This is a genomic window from Phenylobacterium sp. 58.2.17, from assembly GCF_026411515.1.
Lineage (GTDB): Bacteria > Pseudomonadota > Alphaproteobacteria > Caulobacterales > Caulobacteraceae > Phenylobacterium.
In genome coordinates this window covers 1-20,343 of the sequence record NZ_JAPMTQ010000056.1, presented here as the reverse complement: position 1 = coordinate 20,343, position 20,343 = coordinate 1, and the positions used below count along the sequence as shown (strand labels likewise).

Here is a 20,343-nt window from a genome sequence, read left to right as displayed (position 1 = left end):
AGGCCATCGCCGCCGGCGAAATCGACGCCCTGACCCCGTCGTCGGCCGAGTTCATCGAGAAGGCCTCGGGCATCAAGTCGCGCTTCGTCATCGACAAGACCGGGCTGGTCGATCCGGACCTGATGCGGCCGATCATCCCGGAACGCCCGAACGACCAGATTTCGGTGCTGGCCGAGATCGCGGTCGAGGCGGCCAAGCAGGCCATCGAGCGCTGGGGCAAGGACGTCAGCCAGATCGGCGCGGTGATCTGCGCGGCGTCGAACATGCAGCGCGCCTATCCGGCCATGGCCATCGAGGTGCAGCAGGCGCTGGGCATCGAGGGCTTCGCCTTCGACATGAACGTCGCCTGCTCGTCGGCCACCTTCGGGATCAAGACCGCCGCCGACTTCGTCGGCTCGGGGTCGGCCCGCGCGGTGCTGATGGTCAATCCGGAGGTCTGCTCGGGCCACCTGAACTTCCGCGACCGCGACAGCCACTTCATCTTCGGCGACGTCGCCACCGCGGTGATCGTCGAGCGGGCGGAGGACGCCGTCGGCGGCTGGGACATCCTGGGCACGCGGCTGAAGACCCAGTTCTCGAACAACATCCGCAACAACTTCGGCTTCCTGAACCGCGCCGCCCCCGAGGGCGTCGGCGCCGCCGACAAGCTGTTCGTGCAGGAAGGCCGCAAGGTGTTCCGCGAGGTGGTGCCGATGGTCTCGGAAATGATCGTCGCCCACGCCGGCGACCTGGGCATCGACCCGACCGGCCTGAAGCGCATGTGGCTGCACCAGGCCAACATCAACATGAACGAACTGATCGGCAAGCGGGTGCTGGGACGCGAACCTGCGCCGGGCGAAAACGTTATCATCCTAGATGAATATGCGAACACCTCCTCGGCCGGTTCGATCATCGCCTTCCACAAGGCCAACGAGGACTTCCAGAGCGGCGAGACGGGCCTGATCTGCTCGTTCGGCGCCGGATATTCGGCCGGCACGGTGTTCGTGCGCAAACGCTGACGCGGCGCCGTGCCGCGTCGGCCTCCGGGAAGCTGAGGACTAAGCTAAACCTCAGTTCCCCGGGGGAGTACCGAGATGGCTTATGACGACGTTCCCGGCGGCGATCCGCGCGGCCGGTGGTGCCCGAAGTGCAAGCTGCCGATCCGCCCAGGCGAGCCGACCACCCACATGCATTTCCGCGAGGACCCGGACGGCGTCCGCGGTCTGAGCGGCCCCTGGCACGGCGAATGCGCCCGCCCCTACTGGGACACCATTACGCCGGCTCTGGAAAAGCTGAAGCGCGGGTTCGGGGGTTAGGCGGGTCGCCTCGCACCCGGCTTAGCCCCGCGCGCTACAGATGCTCGATCGCGCAGCCGAGGTCTTCGCAGATGCGGTCGGCGAGAATCTTGCGGTGGCACCCGCGGTGGTCGGCCTCGAAGCAGAGCAGCGCGATCTTGCGCTCGGCCGCCAGCTCCTTGGCGGCGGCCAGCTCCAGCTGGGCGGCGGGTTCGGCCAGGTGCTCCTCGAAGATGGCGGTCATCTCGGCGATGCGGCCCTTGCGGGCGGCCTCGCGGCCCGGCTTGGGGGTGCCGAGCTGGCGCAGGTGGACGTAGCCGATCCCCGCCTCCGCCAGGCTGGCGGCCAGCACGGTCTTGGAGAACCCCGCGCGGCGCGAGGCGGCCACCGCCCGCACATCGACCAGCAGTTCAACGCCGGCGGCCTTCAGGCGGTCGATGACCGCGTCCTGGGTGGCGGCCTCGTAGCCGATGGTCGCCAGCGGCTTCATCTCAGCGTCCCTTCGGCTTGCGGGCCTCTTCGGCGGCGTCCTGCTCTGCGCCGCGCGCGAGGTCTTCGGCCGCGTCATTGGTGCTGGCCCGGGCGAGACCTGGCCGCAGGCCGGCGGCGTGACCGGCCAGACCCAGGGTCTGGAGGGCGTCCTCCCCCTCCTCGCCGAACACCGAGCGGACGCGCACCTCGCGCTGGGCCAGCGGGATCTCGAAGCCGCCGGAGCGCAAGGCGTCCTCGATCGCCCAGGTGTAGGCCGCATGGGTGGCGTTGGGCCGCTTGACCGCCTCCAGCGCCGGCCAGACGACAAGTTCGAAGGCAAGGGCGCTTTCGCCGAAGCCGATCAGCCAGACCTGGGTCTTGCGGACCGAGGTGTCCTTCAAGGTGAAGGGCACGGCGTGGGCCGCGCGCAGCACCGCCTCGCGCACCGCCTCCTTGTCGACGCCGTAGGCGACGCGGAACGGGATGTGCATCCGCCGCGCGCCGTTCTGGTGGGTCCAGTTGGTGACCGGCTGCTCGATCAGCCGCGAATTGGGGATCAGGACGTCAAGGTCGTCATTGTTGCGGATGCGGGTGGCGCGGGGACCGATTTCGGCGACGACGCCGCGCTCGCCGGTCTGCAGTTCGATGTAGTCGCCGATGCGGATCAGCTTGTCGAACAGCAGCACCAGGCCGGAGATGAACTCCTTGACGATGCCCTGCATGCCGAAGCCGAGGCCGACGCCGAGGGCCCCAGCGAACAGGGTGAAGGACGACAGGTCGAGACCCAGGGTCGAGAAGGCGGCGATGATCCCGAAGATCACCAGGCCGTAGGTGCTGAGCTTCTCGAAAATGTAGATCGACGGCGCCGCGTCGGTGTCGACCCGGCCGCGGATGCGGCGGATGGCGCCGGCGGCGATGCGGGCCGCGGCCAGCGACACCGCCACGATGAGGATCGCCGCCACCAGCCCGCCGACAGTGATCTCGGTCCTGCCCAGGCGGACAAGCTCGAAGGCCATCAGGGACTGAAGGTCGGCGGCGATCTCGCTGTTCATGCTCAGATCTTGTCGGGATAGACCGGGGCGATGTCCACCGGGATGTCCTTCAAGGTGGCGATCACCGTCTCGGCCTGCGGGTCCAGCTTCGCGTATTTGTCGAAGAAGGCGTTCATGCCGGCATAGTCGCCGTCGCCCTGCAGCTTGATCAGTTCGGCCAGCAGGCTGGTGAGGCCGGCCTGCATGGCGACCTCATCGACCCGGAAGCGCGCGGCGGCCGGATCCCAGACCAGGGCGCCCTTGGACTTCAGATAGCCGTACTGCAGCGCCGCGCCGCGGCCGTGGGCCTCGCCGGCCCCGAAGCGGACAGCGCGGAAGACGCCAGCGGTGTAGCTGGCGAACAGCTGGGAACGCTCGGCTTTCGGCAGTTCGCCCTTCTCCATCATGAAGAGGATGTTGTAGGCGCCCATGACGTCGGCCTTGGCCTCTTCCGCCGTGCCGGCGATTTCCTTGAGCTCGGCCGAGACGGTGGTCGGGCGGCCGTCGACGACGATCGAGCCGGGGCCGAGGCTGTGGGACAGCTCGTGGAACAGGGTTTCGAGCGTCATGTACTTCTTGCTGACCAAGGCCGCCTGGTCGGGCGCCAGCACGCGCTCGCCCATCGGCTTGAGGATCCGCTCGTACTTGGCGCCGAGCACGTTGGAGAGCACGACCTTCTTGGCGCCCTTGGCCTCGCGCACGCGCTCGTCGTTGGGCAGGTTGAAGGCGATGGTCTGCGGGCCGATGGTGTTGTCGCCGCCGCCGCGCACCTGCTCGGCCACGGCGATGGGCGACTCGCCGCCGCGGGCGAAGTTCTTGTACTTGGCGTCGACCGGGAGGTTCTCCTCCATGGCCCGCAGGTAGCCCTTGTACTTGTCCAGCGCGCTGCTTTCGGCCGGATCCTTCAGGGTGACGAAGGCTTCGAAGGCGGTCTTCTGGCCGTAGAGCTCGTCGGTATAGGTCTCATAGGGGCCGATCGCGACCTCGATCGGGGTGCCCGCCAGGTCCATCCAGGCCATTTCGGATTCGAAGTAGTCGTTGGATCGGAACGACTGCGCCCGCAGGGTCAGGAACTTCTTCAGGCTGGGGTTGGTGGTGATGGCCGCGGCCTTCTCCAGCAGGGCGGCGGCGCGGTCGAGTTCGGCCTTGTACTCGACGCTGTAAGGCGTGGTGACCAGCTTGTCGCCCTGGCGCTTGACCACGGTGTAGCCGTCCATCAGCGCAGCCTTCTGGTCCGGATGGGCGGCGATGTAGGCGTCGAGCTCGGCCTTGGTCAGGCCGTCCGGATAGAAGCCGTGGCCCGGCCCCTGCCCCGCGGCCTGGCGCTTGTAGATGGCGGTCATCTCGTCGGCCGCCTGGATCAGCAGGTTGACCACCTGGCGCTCCTCGGCGTTCAGGAAGCCGGTCTCGACCTGCATCTCGATGCGGGCCAGGCCTTCATTGGCGACCGGGGCGGCGGCCATGGCGGCCGTGGGCAGGCAAAGGGCCGCGATCAGCGGCGCAACGAACCTACGCATGTCAGTGATTTAGCTCCGAGAAGCCGCCTGCAGGCGGCGTTTGCCGGAACCTAGAGCAAATCCGATCCGGTGGGACCGGGATTTTGCGTCTCTCTCGTTGAGATTTGAGCACTTTCTTCGCCGAATTGGCGGCCGCTTTGGCGGAAAATGCTCTAGCGAGGCGGCTCGCCGTCATCGAGGACCGTCAGCCGCCGCACGGTCAGTTCGTCGATCTCCAGGCGCTTGATCCGGGCCCGGCCGACCGAGACGCGGCCGACGGCCAGCTTGCCGATCGCCAGCACCCCGACCGCGAAGGCCCCGAACGCGATGGCCCCCAGCGCCAGGCTGCCCATCGCGCCCAGGCCGACGGCGCCGGCCGGCGTCGCGCGCGGGCCGACATAGACCGGATGGGCGCGCACGCGGCGCGGCGCGGCGTCCACGACGGCGACGGGGTTGCGGCGGGCCCGAAGTTCCAAGGCCATGTCTCTCTCCCTTTGGCGTGGCCCCTACGGCTTGGGGCGAGCCTAACCCCGCACGCGCCCGCAGCGCTAGCTGCGCGTCAGGGTGGTCATCACCAGCTCGCGGCGGAAATCGAAGCCCAGCGCCTGGTAGAGCGCAATAGCGCCGGTGTTGTGGGCGTAGGAATGCAGGAACGGGATCTCGCCCCGCGCCCGGATGCGGGCGGCGACCTCGAGCATCAGGCCGGCGGCGAAACCGCGGCCGCGATAGGCCGGATCGGTGCAGACGCCGCTGACCTCGGTATAGCCGGGCGGCTGCATCCGCTCGCCGGCCATGGCCACCAGCTTGCCGTTCTCCTTGACCCCGACGAAGCGGCCGAGCTCGTGGGTGCGCGCGAAGAACGGGCCCGGCGCGGTCTGCGTCGCCAGGGCGAGCATCTGCGGGGCGTCGGCCTCCGTCAGCACCTCGATGGCGAAGGCCGGCTCGCCGACCGGGTTCGGCGCCTCGGCGACCATCTGCCAGCACAGCGCCTGGCTGCGGACCGCCAGCCCCGGCGCGGGCGGCGGCGGCTCGGCCTCGACCAGCGCCACGTCGCCGTGGACGGCAACCAGGGCGGCCAGGTCGGCGAGGCGCTCGGGCGCGGCGTCCGGCAGCGCCGCGAACAGTCCGAAGTCGGGGCCGAATCGGACCGCCGCGCCGTGCTGCAGGGCGAGATGGGACTGGCGGTCGGTCAGGGCCGACCAGACCGGGCGATCGAGCGGATGGGACATGGCGCCTGCATAGCCCCGCCCGCGCCCGGCGTCATGGCGAGCGTCGCATAACGATGTTATCCTGCCGACTTCAAAGAGGAGCGCGCCGACATGGCCGAGCCAATCGTCGTCAAGCTGACCGACGGAGTGCGCCCGCTGAACGTCGTGGGCGAGCAGATCACCGTGCTCGCCAGCGGCGATCGCACCGGCAGCTACGAGGTCTTTCACCAGATCGGTCCCGAAGGCAGCGGCCCGCCGCCGCACAGCCATCCCTGGGACGAGGCGTTTTATGTCGTCGCCGGCGAGATCGCCTTCGGCATCGGCGAACAGGAGTTGGTCGCCCATGCGGGCGCCTTCGTTCACCTGCCGGCCGGAACCACCCACTGGTTCCGGTTCGGCAAGGGCGGCGGCGAAATGGTCTCGCTGACCTCCCGCGAGGGCGCCTCGCACATGTTCGCCGATTTCGACCGCGAGATTTCGTCGACCGCGCCGGACCTCGGAAAGCTGATCGAGCTGGGCCGGCCCTACGGGCTGACGGTGGACGTCCCCGCAAATTTGGACGCCTAAATCCCATTTGGGGCGTTCAACTTGCGGAGGACACGATGAAACTCGCAGCCTGGACGATGGCGACAGCACTCTTGCTGGTGTCGACCCATGCCCTTTCCGCGCCGGCTGCCGGCAGCCGCGAAAGCGAACTGACCTGTGTCGGCCTGATCGGCGCGGGGCTCGCCGGAGCCTCGGCCGCCCAACCCGCCGAGCCGCGCGCGGTCGCCGCCCTGTCAATGGCTTTCGGCTTCTATATGGGCCGCGCCAGTCAGCTCCAACCCAAGGCAAGCAGGCAAGAAGTCGACAGCGCGCTGAACAAGCTGACGACGGAAGAGAAGAACGCGCAGGCGAACCTTTGCCTGAAGCAGGCCAGTGAGTTGATGGCCACCATCGTCAAATGAGACGGCCGAAAGGCTGAAGCGCCGAGCGCCGGCGTCGTCAGCTAGCCCAGGACGGCCCATGCTTGGTCGCGATAGCGATCGATCGCGGTACGCAGGCCAGCGACGCTGGGGCCTTTCATGAGGATGTCGCGGGACACCGAGGGGATCACCCTGCCCTGCGCACAGGCGAACCGCGATGCGACGGCGTCCAGGGTCGCACCTTGCGCCCCGACGCCGGGCGCGAGGAGCAGCGCGCCGGAAAGCCGATCCAAGATGCCTGCCTCCTCCTGCGACAGGGTCGCCCCCACCACGGCGCCGACCACGCCAGGCGCGAGCCTGTTCTCGGTCGTCACGGCGTCGGCCAGGGTTTGCGAAACCGAGCGGCCGTCCGCCATCCGCGCCGACTGCAAGGCGCGGCCTTCGGGGTTCGACGAATGGACCACGACGAACACCGCGGCCCCTGTCGCCGCAGCGCGCTCAAATGTCGGGCGGAGCGCCTCGAAGCCGAGATAGGCGCTCACCGTCATCGCATCGCCGCCGAAGCCGCTGTCGGCGCCCAACATGGCGGCCGCATAGCCCTGCATGGTGCCCGGCACGTCGCCGCGCTTGGCGTCGATGAGGCTGAGCACGTTCTGCCGGCGCAACTGGGCGGCGGCCTGGGCGAGCTGCGCCATGCCAGCCGGACCGAAGCGCTCGAAGAAGGCCGCCTGAGGTTTGACGACCGGCAAGCTGTCGCCCACCGCCTCGAGCACCGTGCCGCAGAACCGCTCCAGACCTGAAGCGTCGCTCTTCAGGCCCCAGGCGGCGAAAACTTCCTCGGAAGGATCCAGACCGAGGCAAAGCGGCGAGCGTAGGCGGGCGAACTCGGCGAAGCGTTCGGCGAAACCGGGCATGGCGTCTCTCCTCCAACGCCGCCTGGCATGCGATCGGCAAGCAGTGGAGGCAAGCGATCAGATCGCATCGTCATGTTCGAATATCTCACACACCCTATGGAGGGCCTACCAGTGCAGGTCGACGACGGCGCCGCCGTCTGCGCCCCAACGCACCTCGCCAAGGCCGGACGCCAGCGACTTGATCAGACGCATGCCCAGGCCTTCATCCGCCAGGCGGTCGATGCCGGGCCCGTCGTCCTCGACCCGGAGCCGATAGCCGGCGGCGTCTTTCCGGCCGCTGATGCGGACCGCGCCCCGCTTGCTGTCCTTGAAGGCGTGCTTGACCGAGTTGGTGACGAGCTCGTTGACGATCAGGCCGATGCTAACGGCCTGTTCGGCGCTGACCTCGACCGGATCGCAGGCGATCTCGATCGTGATGCGGTCGCCATCGAGCAGGCTTTCCGACAGGCGCTCGACAAGGCCGCCGAGGTACGGCTGCAGTTGGACGCTGTCGTGCACCTGCTGCTGGTACAGCATGGTGTGCAGGTCGCTGATCGAACTGATCCGATCGGCCGCCTTGGCCAGGGCCTGGGCGACCTGCGGCCCCTCGCTGCGCCCCTGCAACATGAGCAGCGAGGCCACGATGGCGAGATTATTTTTCACACGGTGGTTCAGGTCGACGAACAGTTCCGCCTGCCGCTCGGCGGCCCGATGTCGCGCCGTGACGTCGATGAAGAACTGCCCGAACTGCGTGTTCGAGAGCCGCATCATGTGGACGTCGTACCAGCGCCCGCCCTCGACATCGGCGAACTCGAAGCGGACAGGCTTGCCTGCGAAGGCCCGCCCGCAGGCGGAGATCCAGCGCGGATCGGTGTCCGGCCGCACCTCGAGCTGCCGCCGCCCGATGACATCGTCCGCGCCCGCCACGCGGCTGCGGAAGACCGGATTGGCCTCGCGGATCCAGTAGTCGGCCAGACGGCCGTCGGCGCCGACAATGGCTTCACAGACTACGAAGCCCTCGGACATGTTGTCGAAGACCGCCCGATAGCGCCCCTCGATACCCTCATCGTTCGATGTGCCGTCGTCCACGCGCTGCCTCAGACCACGTTGCGATGCACTCTTCCTACGGGCTACGGCCGTGGTGGTTCCACGTCCGTCGATATTCGACATAGGGTTCCGAAGCCGAGCGCAGATGCCCGGCTTCGGCCCTATCCGACGCTTACTGGAACGACTTGCGCAGGTTGACGCCGATGGTCCGCGGCGGGGCCGAGAACACCGAGGTGCGGCCCGCCGAGGTGGCGCCGACGCTCTTGGAGAAGATCGCCGCCTCGTCGAACAGGTTGGTCACGAAGAGGTAAGCGCCCCAGCCGCCGGCGTCGGATTCGACGCCGACCCGGGTGTTGACCAGGTCATAGGCGTCGATCTTGCGCGCGTAGACGTAGCTCGTGCGCAGCTCGTTGTAGGAGCTGCCCATGTGGTTGAAGTCGACGCGGGCGAAGCCGTTGAGGCCCTCGGTCAGCGGCCAGACGTACTGGGCCGAGATCGCGCCCTGGAACTTCGGCACGTAGGGGATGCGGTCGCCCTTCAGGCCGGCGTTGGGGATGGTGGTCCCGCCGCCCGGCTGGTTCTCGGTCAGCTCGGCTTCCATGATCGAGAAGTTGCCGGTGATCGACAGGCCCGAGATCGGGTTCACCGCGCCTTCGACTTCCAGACCGCGGATGCGGGCCTTGCCGGCGTTGCCGATGTAGCTGAAGGCGCCGTTCGGGGTCAGGATCCGAACCTGCATGTCGCTCCAGTCGATCTGGAAGATGTCGGCGTTGAGGGTCGCGCGACGATCCCAGAAGGCCGACTTCACGCCGACTTCATAGTTCCAGAGCTGGTCCGACTCGTACGGGGTCAGGTTGCCCGGCAGGCCGAGCACCTGGTTGGCGCCGCCCGGACGGTAGCCCTGCGAGGCCTCGGCGTAGAGCATGACGTCCGAGGTGATCTTGTAGGAGCCGTTGAAGCGGAACACCCAGCCCTTTTCCTCGGACTCGACTTTGGTCGGCGGGGTGACGACCGCGCCCACCAGGATCGACGGGACCAGCGTCTCGCCGATGATGTCCTTGGTGTACTTGAAATAACGGGCGCCGGCGGTGAGGTTGAGCTGCTCGTTGACGTCGAAGGACAGTTCGCCGAAGGCCGCGTACTGCTTCAGGGTGTCGTCGATCACCCGGCCAGTCATGACGACTTCGGGCTCATAGAGCGCGCCGCTGCCCGGATCGACGCCGACCTGCGGGTTCCAGACGACGGTCTTGCGGTCCGAGAAGAAGCCGCCGGCGGTCCATTGCAGCGCGCTCTCGTAGTTCGAGGTGAAGCGCAGCTCGGCCGTGTAGGTGTCCATCTCCTGCTGCGGCTTCAGCACCGACGGGTACTGGGTGTCCACATAGGCGTAGTAGGCCGACAGCTGGTCGGTGCTGCAGGCGGCGCCGCGGTTGTAGAGCGCCTGGCAGCGGGCGGGCGTCCGGAAGCCCTGCATGAACTGAGTCACGTCCTGGGTGCTCATCAGCTCGCGGCGCATGTACGAGACCGAGCCCACGGCGGTCACCGGCCCGAGATCGAGATTGGCCGTGGCGCTGTAGAGATCCAGGTCGTCGGTCTGCGGCAGCTGGGTGCGGGCGTCCGACTTGTACTCGCCGACCGCGGGGAACCAGCTCGGGGCCTCGGCCTCGGTGCGGTTGATGTAGGCGGCCAGGTCGATGGTCAGATTCTCGGTCGGCTCCAGGCGCAGCAGCGCCCGGCCGCCCCAGGTCTCCATCTCGTTGATGTCGCTGTCGTTGAGGTAGACGTTGTCGATGTAGCCGGCGGTTTCGCGATAGAAGCCGACGATACGCAGCGCGGCCTTGTCCTCGGCCAGCGGGACATTGAGCATCCCCTGCGCCTCGTAGTTCCAGTCGCCGGCGCCCTCGGTCTTGGACACCGAGCCGTCCAGGGCGGTTTCGAAGGTGTAGCTCGGCTTCTTGTAGATGGTGCGCAGGGTGCCGCCCATCGAGCCGGAGCCGTAGAGGGTGCCCTGCGGGCCGCGCAGCACTTCGACCCGCTCGACGTCGAACAGGCGCAGTTCCGGGGTCGAGCCGCCGGCGTTGTTGCCCGCGCCGATCGAGCCGGTCACCGGGGTTTCGTCATAATAGACGCCGACCGTCGGCTCGCCGGCGGCGTTGATCCCGCGGATCACGACGCGGCTGAACGACGGGCCGCTGTTGACGAAGGTCAGGCCGGGGACCGTCGCGCCGAGGTCGGCGATCGACTGCACGCCCGAGTTGGCGATGGTCTCCGAGGTCACCGCCGAGATGGAGATCGGCGTGTCCTGCAGGTTGGTGGCGCGCTTCAGCGCGGTGACGACGACTTCCTCGACCGCAGGCGGCTGAGCCGACTGGGCCAGGGCTGCCCCGCCGACGGCGACACTCGCCGAGGCGCTGAGCAAGGCTACGCGGAATGAACGTTGGACTGACATGATTATGTGGACTTCCCCCAAGTATCGTGCCGCCGGGCCCGGCGGGCGCGGCGGCGGTCGTCAAAACTCTTGCTGGTCGTGAGCGCCGCCCCCACGCGGGGGGCGGCCTCGGCTATTTCATTTCCGCCAGGGCGTAGAGGAACTGCGCCTGGGCCATGGTGGCGTCGACGTAGCCGGCCACCTTCGGATTGGCCGAGTCGATGACGATGAACTCGTCCGGCGCGTGCGCGCCCGACCCGAAGCCGACGCCGAAGTGGATCGCGGGCTTGGCCACCGGCGGCTGGGTGAACAGCGAGCCGGGCCAGGAGCCGGGGCTGCGCGGCGACAGCGTCACCGGGATGCCCATCTTCTTGTAGGCGCCGAGCGCGGCCTGGACGACGCGGGCGTCCTCGGCCGTCTCGGTGGGATCGTAGCCGCCCGAGACGTTGATCTGGACGTCCTGGAAGCCGCGCTTGTCGAGATGCTCGCGCAGCTGGCGGACGGTGTCCTCGTAGGTCTGGTTCGGCACCATCCGGATCTCGAGCTTGGCCTCGGCGCGGCTCGGCAGGATGCTTTTGCCGCCCGGGCCGGTGTAGCCGCCGACCAGGCCCTGCAGGTTGATCGTCGGCTGCGAGAGCAGCCGCTCGATCGACTTCTCGTAGCTCAGATTGTCGATCCAGGCCTTGTTGCCGTAGGCCTGCTTGATCGCGGCCTCGTTGGTCTTCTGGGCGAGCTGGGCGATCAGCTCCTTTTCGCGCGCCGACAGCGGCCGGACCTTGTCCATGAAGCCGTCGAGCGTCGGGGTGTTGCCGTCGGCGCTGGTCAGAGTGGCCAGGGCCTGGACCAGACGCCAGATCGGGCTGTCGATGCGAGCCTTCTCGGACGAGTGGATGTCGGTCTTCGGACCGATGCCGGTTTTGGCGCCGTCGACGATCAGCTGGAGTTCGACCGGCCCCTTGGCGCCGAGGGTGAAGGAAACCTCGCCGGTGGTGCGGTCCTGCGCCGGGCCGGGCACGTAGATGCCCTCGCACTTCTGCAGGATCGGCAGGACCTTCGGGTGGGTCGCGATCTGGCGGAAGTGCGGCGAGGCGATCTCTTCCTCGCCTTCACAGATCAGGGCGATGTTGACCGGCGGCTTCTTGCCGGCGGCGCGCATGGCCCGCAGGGCGTTGAGCAGCGCGATCTGGCCGCCCTTGGAGTTGGTGGCGCCGCGGCCCATCATCACCGTGCCGAACGGGGCCTTCTCCACCAGGCGTCCTTCAAGCGGCGGGCTCGACCATTCCTTGGGGTCGAACTGCTTCACGTCGTACATGAAGTAGACGCCGATCCAGCGCGGAGCGCCCACGTCGAGGGTGGCGAACACGCCGTCGACGCCGTCGGTCGGGATGATCTCGGCGGTCTTGAAACCGGCCTCCTTGGCGATCTTGGCCATATAGGCCGGACCTTCGGTGACGTTCAGCCCCTCAGCAGCGACGGTCGGAAGCGCGATCCACTCCTGAAGGCGCTTGATGGCGTCGGCCTTGTCGGCCTCGGCGGCCTTGCGGATCGCCGCGAGATCGGCGCTGGCGGCGGCGGCCACGCCCGGGGCGAGGAACGCACCGGCCGCGGCGGCGGCGGCGGCGCCGGCCATCAAGCTGCGGCGGTCAGTCAAAGGGCGATCGTACTGGTCGGACATTTTTACTCCCGGTGAGCGGCGCTCGTCTTACTGTCTTGCGCGAGCCGCAAGCTCGCGATGGCGAAGCTTAAGGCCTCGCGACAGTGGCGCTACAGAGAAGTTCCTCGCCTGCCAAGTGATCTGGGCGCCCCGACGCCTACAGAACCGCCGGACTGTTGCCGAGAGACTGCATTATTCTTGGCCGAGACCAGAAAGTTTCAAATGTAACCACAGAAACAACATGCCCGACTTCTGGCCGCACGAAGCAAGGACATGCCCAAGGGCGAGCTCAAAACGAAAGGGGCCGAGCGCTCCAGACGCTCGACCCCGATCTCCCCGCGCCACCATGAAGGCGACGCGCCCCTCCCCGTCTCCGGGTTAGACTCGATGCGGAATGATCACCGGCAGGGTCTCGAACCCGTGCACGAAGGCCGACCAGTTCAGGGTCGGCTCGCCGACGACCTTGATCTCAGGGAAGCGCTTGAGGATTTCTTCCCAGATGATGGTCAGCTGCATCTCGGCGACTCGGTTGCCCACGCAGCGGTGGACGCCGAAGCCGAAGGACATGTGCTGGCGCGGCCGCTCGCGGTCGATGATGTACTCGTTCGGACGATCGACCATCTCCTCGTCGCGGTTGCCCGAGATGTACCACATGGCGACGCGGTCGCCCTTCTTGATGGTCTTGCCGCCGAGCTCGACGTCGCGCGTCGCCACGCGGGCCATGTGGGCGAGCGGGGTCTGCCAGCGGATCGTCTCCGACACCATCGACAGCACCAGGTCCGGATTGGCGCGCAGCTTGGCGTACTGGTCCGGGTTCTTGTTCAGCGAGTAGACGCTGCTGGAGATGGTGTTGCGGGTGGTGTCGTTGCCGCCGACGATCAGCAGGATGACGTTGCCCTGATAGGTGGCGAGCTCCATGTCGCGGGTGGCCGGATTGTGCGCCAGCATCGAGATCAGGTCGCCGGCCGGTTCGGCGTTGACGCGCTGGTCCCACAGCTCCTGGAATGCGGCGAAGCATTCCATCATCGCCTGGCCCTTGTGCTCCCAGCTCTTCACCGGCCCGTGCCCGGGCTGGTTGGTGACCATGTCCGACCAGTAGGTCAGCTTGCGGCGGTCCTCGAACGGGAAGTCGAACAGAGTGGCCAGGGTCATGGCCGTCAGTTCCTTCGAGACCAGGTCGACCCAGTCGAACTCCTTGCCGATCGGCAGCGAGTCGAGAATCTGGCCGGCGCGCTCGCGCACCAGCGGGGCCATGTTGTGCAGGTTCGAAGGGGCGACCGTCGGGCTGACCGCCTTTCGCGCATGGCTGTGCTGCGGCTCGTCCATGGTGATGAAGCCGGCGCCGCCGCGGCGGCGTACGCCCATGACCTTTTCCTGCTCGGCCATCGCCACCTGATTGATCAGGGTGATGCCCTCGGCCGAGGAAAAGGACTCATGGTCGGTGTCGACCGCCATGATGTCGTTCCACTTGGTGATCGACCAATAGGGGCCGTACTCGCTGTCCGGCGTGAAGTGGATGGGGTCTTCGCGGCGCAGGCGCTCGAACACCGGCCAGATGGTGTCGTCGTAGAAGCGCGACACCTTGGCGGGGTTGAGCTGCTCCAGCGGCATCGCGGCGATTTCGGCGGCCGCATCGGCAGCGGTAATCTTGGCGGAGATATTCATGGCTTCCTTCCCAAGTCGCCCGCCCTCTTTTGCTATCCCCGGCGACGTCGCCGCCGGGTCTGCGGACTTTCCGGAAGGTTGAGCGCAGACCGGGCCTATGTCAACGGCGATTGACTTAGCAATCGGACGCACGTGGCGAACGCGGCGGCGGCGCGTACGTTATGTGCGGACGCCCGCAACGGGCGACCAGGGGACCGCCATGGCCAAGAACACGATCTGCATCTGGTACGACACCGACGCCGAAGCCGCCGCGCGCTTCTACGCCCAGACCTTTCCCGACAGCGCCGTGACCGCGGTGCGCCGCGCGCCCGGCGACTATCCGTCCGGCAAGGAAGGCGACGTGCTGACCGTCGAATTCACCGTCGCGGGCGTCTCCTGCATCGGCCTGAACGGCGGGCCGGCCTTCAAGCAGGACGAGGCGTTCTCGTTCCAGATCGCCACCGAGGATCAGGCCGAAACCGACCGCTACTGGAACGCCATCGTCGACAACGGGGGCACGGAGAGCGCCTGCGGCTGGTGCAAAGACCGCTGGGGCGTGTCCTGGCAGATCACCCCGCGGACCCTGACCGAGGCCATGGCCGCCGGCGGGGCGGAGGCCAAGCGGGCGTTCGATGCGATGATGACCATGGGCAAGATCGACGTCGCGGCGATCGACGCGGCCCGGCGCGGCTGAGCCCTCAACCCGGCGAGGCCCGGTCCGAACGGGTCGCCACGCTCCAGGCGGAAAAGGCCGGTCGCGCCGATTGGGCTGCGACCTCCAGCGTCGTCCGGTCCAGAACGGCCATGAACGCGCCGACGGCCTCGGCCAGGATGCTGCTGGTTTCGCAGCCGAGCTGCAGCTGGCAGCTGGCGCAGTCGGCCATGCGCATGCCCGGCTCCAGGGCGCGCACGACGTCGCCCACCGTCATCTCCGACGGCGCGCGGGCCAGTTCGACCCCGCCGTTGCGGCCGCGCAGGCTGCGGATAAAGCCGGCCCGGACCAGCGCCTGGGCGACCTTGGCCACGTGATTGTACGACAGCTGCTGCTCGGCCGCGAAGCTGGGCAGCGAGATCGGGCCGCCGCCCGTCCGCGTCAGGACGATCAGGAGGCGCAGGCCGAAATCGGTGTGCTGGGTGAGCTGCATGCCAGGATCTATGTGGAAAACGCGCTTGCGATAATCAAGCAACTACAATACCGGCTTTTAATATACCGCTTTAATGGAGTCTCGAATGCGCGTCGCTTCCGCCCAGGCCATGGCCATCGTCAAATCCACCGCTCCCGTCATCCAAAAGCATGGCCTGGAGATCACGACGGCGATGTACGCCCGCCTGTTCAAGGATGCGGAAATCGCCGCGATGTTCGATCGCGCGGCGCAGGACAGCGGCGAACAGCCGCGGCGGCTGGCCGGCGCCATCCTCGCCTACGCCAAGAACATCGATCACCTGGAGAACCTCGGCCCGGCCGTGCAGGTCATGGTCGCGCGCCACGTCGACACCGGTGTGAAGCCCGAACACTATCCGCACGTCGCCAACGCGCTGCTGCCGGCGATCCGTGAGGTTCTGGGCGCCGACGTCGCCACCGACGAGGTGCTGTCGGCCTGGGGCGAAGCCTATTGGATGCTGGCCGACATCCTGATCGCGGCCGAGGCCCAGGCCTACGAGGACGCCGAGGCGGCCTGAGGCCGGGGTGTCGCGCCGCGCGGCTTGGTGTACACAACGCTCGATGACAGAGACGCTGGTACGCCAAGGCCCCCGCCGGCGCGACGCCGAAGCCACCCGCGCAGCCATTCTGAAGGCGGCGAAGAAGCAGTTCGCGCGCACCGGCTATGATTGCACGCTGCGCGACATCGCTGGCGAGGCGGGCGCGGACGTGGCGCTGGTCAAACGCTACTTCGGCGGCAAGGAAGCGCTGTTCGTCGAGGCGCTGAAGGACTCCTTCCAGGCCAATGAGCAGTTGGACTGGAACCGGGCGACCTTCGCCGGAGAGATGGCCCGGATGCTGGCCGGCAGCCCGCATGCCGACGAGGCGCGGACCCAGCGGTTTCAGTTCCTGCTGCGGGCGGCGACCTCGCCAGCCACCGCACCGTTCCTCAACACCCTGGTGCAGGAGCGCCTGATGGCGCCGATCCGCAACTGGATGGGCGGGGCCGACGCCGAGGCCCGCGCCCGGGTGCTGGCCGGCGTCTATATCGGCTTCCTGGTGGAACGCCTGATCCGCGGCGAGGCGCTGGAAGGCCGCGAGCGCGAGGTTTTCGTCGCGCAGGTCACGGCGGTGTTCAACACATTGATCGCCGAGGACTAAGCCCCCTCAGCGCCAGGCGAAGACCGGCTGGTCGAGGTCGGCGACGCGAGTGACGCGGCCGGCGACGATTTCGCGCAACTGATAGATCAGAGCCGCGGTGGGCGCGTGGATGTGGTGCTCGCCGAGATTCAGCCGGATCAGCGGCCGCTCGCTCTCGGGAATGGTCTCGAAGGCCACCGCATCGTCGCCGGCGATCTGGTCGAGCCGGAAGCGGTGGACGGACGCTACCTCGTCCGGATTGGGGACCAGCGCGCGGGCGTCGTCCAGCCAGGTCACGACCGGCGCGATCGCATAGCCCGAGCGACTGGCGTAGTCGTCCAGCACGCCGAGGATGCTCGACGGCGCCAGTTGGACGCCCAGCTCCTCGTGCAGTTCGCGCAGCGCCGCCTGCTGCAAGGTCTCGCCATCGTCGCAGCGCCCGCCCGGCAGAGCCCACTGGCCGGCATGGGCGCGCAGGGTCGCCGAGCGGCGGGTCAGCAGGAACGCCGTCTCCCCCGAGCCGTCCCCGGCGTCCACCAGGGTGATCGCCACCGCCGCGTGCTTGAGCTGGGGCCCCTCGTAGGCCAGGCGGGGAAACGCCTGGCAGCGGGCGGCCAGTTCGGTCCGGAAGGCGGTGGTGAACGGATAGCTCATGCCCCGCCCTACTCCACCGATTGCAGCTTGTCCTGGGTCTTGGTGTCGAAATCGGCGGCGTCGTGGCGTTCGGCGAGCTGGGTCGACGGTTCGCCCCAGGTGCGGTTGACCATGCGGCCGCGCTGGACGGCCGGGCGTTCGGCGATCTGGTCGGCCCAGCGCAGAACGTTCTTGTACTCGTGCACGGCCAGGAACTCGCCGGCCTCGTAGAGCACGCCCTTGGCGAGCCCGCCGTACCAGGGCCAGATGGCGATGTCAGCGATCGTGTACTCGGCGCCGGCGATATACTCGCTCTCGCCCAGCCGGCGGTCGAGGACGTCGAGCTGGCGCTTGGTCTCCATGGCGAAGCGGTCGATGGCGTATTCGATCTTGGTCGGGGCGTAGGCGTAGAAGTGGCCGAAGCCGCCGCCGAGATAGGGCGCGCTGCCCATCTGCCAGAACAGCCACGACATGGTCTCGGCGCGCGCCGCCGGATCGGTCGGCAGCAGGGCGCCGAACTTCTCGGCCAGGTGGACCAGGATCGCGCCGGATTCGAACACTCGGATCGGGGTCGGCCCGCTGCGGTCGAGCAGCGCCGGGATCTTGGAGTTGGGATTGATGTCGACGAAGCCGCTGCCGAACTGGTCGCCGGCGCCGATGTTGATCAGCCAGGCGTCGTACTCAGCGCCTTTGTGGCCAAGGGCCAGCAGCTCCTCGAGCATCACCGTGGCCTTGATCCCGTTGGGGGTGGCCAGGGAGTAGAGCTGCAGCGGATGGCGGCCTACCGGCAGCTCCTTGTCGTGGGTCGGGCCGGCGATGGGACGATTGATGCTGGCGAAGCGCCCGCCGTTTTCCTTGTTCCAGGTCCAGACCTTCGGCGGAGTGTAGTCGGTCATCAGCGGGCTCCAGGCGTGCGGGCGGGCGCCCGCGAGTTGCGGCTTGTTCGGTTCAAGGTGGGGCATGGCGCGCCCCACGCCAAGGGCGCGACGCGCCGCTAGTGCCCGAACGGATTGCGGGTCAGCGCCTCGCCGACGCTGGACAGCGCCGAGGCCCGGGCCCGGGCGATGGCCGTTTCGAGCCGCTCGATGTCGGCGCCGGGAATGACCTCGCCGGCCACGACGAAGGTCGGGGTGCCCTTCAGATTGAGCTTCAAGGCCAGCTCGCGAGTGTCGGCGATCTGCTCGGCGATCGCCGGGTCGTGGGCGGCGGCCTCGACGTCGCGCGCGTTGAGGCCCAACTGCCCAAGGATGCGGTCGGTCCGGGCCGGGTTGAGGTCCTTCTGCGCCATCAGCGCGCGGTGCAGCGCCAGGCCCTTGGCCTTGCCCTGGGGCGTCAGGGCCGCGCGGGCCGCATAGTCCGAGGCGCTGCCGAACACCGGGTACTGCTTGAAGACGAAGCGAACGTCGCGGTTGGCCGCGATCAGCCGCTCGACATCGGGCGCGACGGCGCGGCTGTAGGGACAGCGGTAGTCGAAGAACTGGACGACCGTCGCACGGCCGTCGGGATTGGCGACGAAGTCGCGCGCATCGCGCTCCAGCGCCGGCTGCGCCTTGGCGAGCACGGCCCGGGCCTTGGCCGCCTTCTCGGCCTGCAGCTTGGCCGCGGCGTCGCGGATCACCTCCGGGTGCTCCAGCAGGTAGGCGCGCAGGCGGCGATCGAACGCCGGGTCGTTCTGGACCGGCGCCTTCTGCAGCCCATCGCAGCCGGCCAACGACAGCAGGGCGGCGGCGACCAACAATTGCTTCAAGTTCATCACGCCCGCCCCTTGCCCGATCGCCGGCATCCGCTCGCCATGCCGAATCGAGGCCCCTCCAGATATTGACTTCGCGTTAAGGTAACCAGGATTGTAACCATTACTCTTAAGTTGAAATACATCGCGATACTGCAGTTTTCGCCCAGGAAATCGATGGGCGAAACAAGTGAAACCGCGCTTCCTACATCCCGTTCTACTCGCCGCACTGGGGGCCGCCCTGTGCGCACCGACCACGGCGAGCGCCGGGCCGATGGAAGACGCGATCCTCGCCGAGATCAACTTCGCCCGCGCCTACCCCCAGGAATACGCCCGACGCCTCGAGCGTGAACCGGTCACGCCCTGGGAGCAGGCCTTGATCGACGCCGGCGAACCGGCCGACCACGCCGCCTATATCGAAGCGGTGCAGTTCCTCAAGCGCCAGCGTCCGCTGCCGCCGCTGCGGCCCGACGACAGCCTGGCCTCGGCGGCGCTGGAGCATGTATCGCTGCAGGGCCCGGTCGGGGCCATCGGCCACGCCAGCGCCGATGGCGAACGCTTCTACGACCGCGTGCGCCGGCACGGCGCAGCGCCGGCGATGGCCGCCGAGAACATCGCCTACGGCCCGCCCTCCCCTGAGGACGTGGTGCGCGCGCTGATCATCGACAGCGGCGTCCCCGACCGCGGGCACCGGACCAACATGTTCACCGCCGCCTTCAAGGTGGCGGGGATCAGCTGCGGGCCGCATCGCGACTACGAAACCATGTGCGTGATGGACTTCAGCGCCGCGGCCTCGCCGCGCATCATCACCGCCCAGCTGGACAGAATACTCGCCGCTGACGAGTAATCTTACCGGCGAATCGGCCCGGTGCGTCATCATGGCGCTTCCCCTGCAAGGCGAAACTTAAGCGTGAGGCGCGATACGTAGCAACCGCGCAACGTTAACGGATTTACATGCTTTACAATTGATTACGCCGGTTTCCCGGAACGTCGTCATACTATATGGTCGAGTTTGAAAGGTTCGCCTTTAGATAGTGGCGAGCTGGCGCGAAAGCGCCTGTTGGAGCAGCGTCGGCAGCGGCGGGCTCGTTAACCTGGGGGGTACGACATGGCCATCGCCAAATATGTCGTCGTCGGTGCGATTCTGAGTACGGCCGCCGCTACGCCGGCCGCCGCCGAAGATTGCTTCATCAAGGTCTCGCGACCTGCCGTCGCCAAGCCGGCGGCGCCGAAGGCCGCCAAGCCGGCCCGCGCAGTCAAGCCCGCCAAGGCCAAGCCGGCCGCCAGCGTGCAAGCCCGCAAGCCGGTCGCCAAGCCGCGCACCGCCGTGGCCGCGGCCAAGCCCGCCGCGCCGATGAAGAAGCTTCCGGAGTCGTCGTACACGATGCGCACGGCCTATGTGCCGGCCCCGCCGTCGACCGAATGCGACACCAAGCCGTCGATCATGGCGGCCCTGCCGCCTGAAGCCCGTCCGCCGGCCCAGCGCCTGCTGGACGAAGTCGCCGGTCCGCCGGCCGAGATCGCCGACGCCTCCCCGCCGATGACCCTGGCCGCCCTGCCGGTCGGCGGCGGCGGCGGCGGCTTCCCGGCGGTGTTCGGCCCGCTCGTCGGCGCGCGAGCGGCGCACCATCGAGCCCAGGCCGAAGAAGCCG

The 20,343-nt window shown here is 68.0% G+C and carries 22 protein-coding genes and 1 pseudogene; 9 read left to right on the top strand and 14 right to left on the bottom strand.

Going from position 1 to position 20,343, the window contains the following annotated elements; genetic code table 11:
• Positions 1-998, top strand: a 998-nt coding sequence (locus tag OUA97_RS21225) for a beta-ketoacyl-ACP synthase III (RefSeq protein WP_267234056.1), incomplete at its 5' end; no start/stop codon positions are given.
• Between the two features lie 75 nt (positions 999-1,073).
• A complete protein-coding gene (locus tag OUA97_RS21220) occupies positions 1,074-1,295 on the top strand; it encodes a hypothetical protein (RefSeq protein ID WP_267234054.1) in 222 nt (73 codons plus the stop codon).
• A gap of 34 nt (positions 1,296-1,329) precedes the next feature.
• On the opposite strand, the gene OUA97_RS21215 is transcribed toward OUA97_RS21220, so the two are convergent.
• The 5 genes from OUA97_RS21215 to OUA97_RS21195 all read right to left on the bottom strand — a co-directional run bounded on the left by OUA97_RS21215 (position 1,330) and on the right by OUA97_RS21195 (position 5,501).
• Positions 1,330-1,764 (bottom strand): DUF488 family protein, encoded by a 435-nt coding sequence (locus tag OUA97_RS21215; protein WP_267234053.1) that lies wholly within the window; start codon positions 1,762-1,764, stop codon positions 1,330-1,332.
• Between the two features lies 1 nt (position 1,765).
• The gene (locus tag OUA97_RS21210) at positions 1,766-2,797 is read right to left on the bottom strand and encodes a mechanosensitive ion channel family protein (protein ID WP_267234052.1); all 1,032 of its coding nucleotides are present in this window, start codon (positions 2,795-2,797) and stop codon (positions 1,766-1,768) included.
• A gap of 2 nt (positions 2,798-2,799) precedes the next feature.
• Positions 2,800-4,293, bottom strand: a complete 1,494-nt coding sequence (locus tag OUA97_RS21205; protein ID WP_267234051.1) for a dipeptidyl-peptidase 3 family protein — start codon at positions 4,291-4,293, stop codon at positions 2,800-2,802.
• A 152-nt stretch (positions 4,294-4,445) separates the two neighbouring features.
• On the bottom strand, positions 4,446-4,754 hold the full coding sequence (locus tag OUA97_RS21200; RefSeq protein WP_267234050.1) for a hypothetical protein: 309 nt from the start codon (positions 4,752-4,754) through the stop codon (positions 4,446-4,448).
• A 66-nt stretch (positions 4,755-4,820) separates the two neighbouring features.
• Positions 4,821-5,501 (bottom strand): GNAT family N-acetyltransferase, encoded by a 681-nt coding sequence (locus tag OUA97_RS21195; RefSeq protein WP_267234049.1) that lies wholly within the window; start codon positions 5,499-5,501, stop codon positions 4,821-4,823.
• Between the two features lie 90 nt (positions 5,502-5,591).
• Between OUA97_RS21195 and OUA97_RS21190 the strand changes: the two genes are divergently transcribed.
• Both OUA97_RS21190 and OUA97_RS21185 read left to right on the top strand, forming a co-directional pair.
• The gene (locus tag OUA97_RS21190) at positions 5,592-6,047 is read left to right on the top strand and encodes a cupin domain-containing protein (protein WP_267234048.1); all 456 of its coding nucleotides are present in this window, start codon (positions 5,592-5,594) and stop codon (positions 6,045-6,047) included.
• Positions 6,048-6,082: 35 nt separating this feature from the next.
• Positions 6,083-6,427 carry a hypothetical protein gene (locus OUA97_RS21185; RefSeq protein WP_267234046.1) on the top strand — a complete coding sequence of 115 codons (345 nt, stop codon included), beginning with the start codon at positions 6,083-6,085 and terminating at the stop codon, positions 6,425-6,427.
• Positions 6,428-6,468: 41 nt separating this feature from the next.
• Here OUA97_RS21185 and pyrF read toward each other — a convergent pair whose 3' ends face one another.
• From pyrF to OUA97_RS21160, 5 genes are all read right to left on the bottom strand, one after another.
• Positions 6,469-7,299: an orotidine-5'-phosphate decarboxylase gene (gene pyrF, locus OUA97_RS21180; RefSeq protein ID WP_267234045.1), complete on the bottom strand. Its 831-nt coding sequence runs from the start codon at positions 7,297-7,299 to the stop codon at positions 6,469-6,471.
• Between the two features lie 105 nt (positions 7,300-7,404).
• The gene (locus OUA97_RS21175) at positions 7,405-8,367 is read right to left on the bottom strand and encodes a sensor histidine kinase (protein WP_267234043.1); all 963 of its coding nucleotides are present in this window, start codon (positions 8,365-8,367) and stop codon (positions 7,405-7,407) included.
• Between the two features lie 130 nt (positions 8,368-8,497).
• A complete protein-coding gene (locus tag OUA97_RS21170) occupies positions 8,498-10,771 on the bottom strand; it encodes a TonB-dependent receptor (protein WP_267234041.1) in 2,274 nt (757 codons plus the stop codon).
• Positions 10,772-10,883: 112 nt separating this feature from the next.
• Entirely contained in the window at positions 10,884-12,425 is a 1,542-nt protein-coding gene (locus tag OUA97_RS21165; protein WP_267234040.1) for a M20/M25/M40 family metallo-hydrolase, read from the bottom strand.
• A 357-nt stretch (positions 12,426-12,782) separates the two neighbouring features.
• Complete coding sequence (locus tag OUA97_RS21160; protein WP_267234039.1) at positions 12,783-14,069, bottom strand: cytochrome P450; 1,287 nt, start codon at positions 14,067-14,069, stop codon at positions 12,783-12,785.
• A 199-nt stretch (positions 14,070-14,268) separates the two neighbouring features.
• Here OUA97_RS21160 and OUA97_RS21155 point away from each other — a divergent pair, with 199 nt between their 5' ends.
• Positions 14,269-14,742 (top strand): VOC family protein, encoded by a 474-nt coding sequence (locus OUA97_RS21155; RefSeq protein ID WP_267234038.1) that lies wholly within the window; start codon positions 14,269-14,271, stop codon positions 14,740-14,742.
• A 4-nt stretch (positions 14,743-14,746) separates the two neighbouring features.
• Here OUA97_RS21155 and OUA97_RS21150 read toward each other — a convergent pair whose 3' ends face one another.
• Positions 14,747-15,193, bottom strand: a complete 447-nt coding sequence (locus tag OUA97_RS21150) for an RrF2 family transcriptional regulator (RefSeq protein WP_267234037.1) — start codon at positions 15,191-15,193, stop codon at positions 14,747-14,749.
• Positions 15,194-15,278: 85 nt separating this feature from the next.
• Between OUA97_RS21150 and OUA97_RS21145 the strand changes: the two genes are divergently transcribed.
• Positions 15,279-15,728, top strand: a complete 450-nt coding sequence (locus OUA97_RS21145; protein ID WP_267234036.1) for a globin domain-containing protein — start codon at positions 15,279-15,281, stop codon at positions 15,726-15,728.
• A 43-nt stretch (positions 15,729-15,771) separates the two neighbouring features.
• Positions 15,772-16,350 (top strand): TetR/AcrR family transcriptional regulator, encoded by a 579-nt coding sequence (locus OUA97_RS21140; RefSeq protein WP_267234035.1) that lies wholly within the window; start codon positions 15,772-15,774, stop codon positions 16,348-16,350.
• Positions 16,351-16,356: 6 nt separating this feature from the next.
• On the opposite strand, the gene OUA97_RS21135 is transcribed toward OUA97_RS21140, so the two are convergent.
• Genes OUA97_RS21135 through OUA97_RS21125 form a run of 3 tightly spaced genes read right to left on the bottom strand, consistent with a single transcriptional unit; the run spans position 16,357 to position 18,715 of the window.
• Positions 16,357-16,983, bottom strand: a complete 627-nt coding sequence (locus tag OUA97_RS21135) for an NUDIX hydrolase (RefSeq protein WP_267234034.1) — start codon at positions 16,981-16,983, stop codon at positions 16,357-16,359.
• 8 nt (positions 16,984-16,991) lie between these two features.
• Positions 16,992-17,924 (bottom strand): glutathione-dependent disulfide-bond oxidoreductase, encoded by a 933-nt coding sequence (gene yghU / locus OUA97_RS21130; protein WP_267234032.1) that lies wholly within the window; start codon positions 17,922-17,924, stop codon positions 16,992-16,994.
• Positions 17,925-17,956: 32 nt separating this feature from the next.
• Positions 17,957-18,715, bottom strand: a complete 759-nt coding sequence (locus OUA97_RS21125; protein ID WP_267234030.1) for a DsbA family protein — start codon at positions 18,713-18,715, stop codon at positions 17,957-17,959.
• Between the two features lie 250 nt (positions 18,716-18,965).
• On the opposite strand from OUA97_RS21125, the gene OUA97_RS21120 reads away from it, so the two are divergent.
• Entirely contained in the window at positions 18,966-19,538 is a 573-nt protein-coding gene (locus tag OUA97_RS21120; protein ID WP_267234029.1) for a CAP domain-containing protein, read from the top strand.
• 261 nt (positions 19,539-19,799) lie between these two features.
• Positions 19,800-20,343: pseudogene (locus OUA97_RS21115) on the top strand (hypothetical protein); the annotation flags it as partial.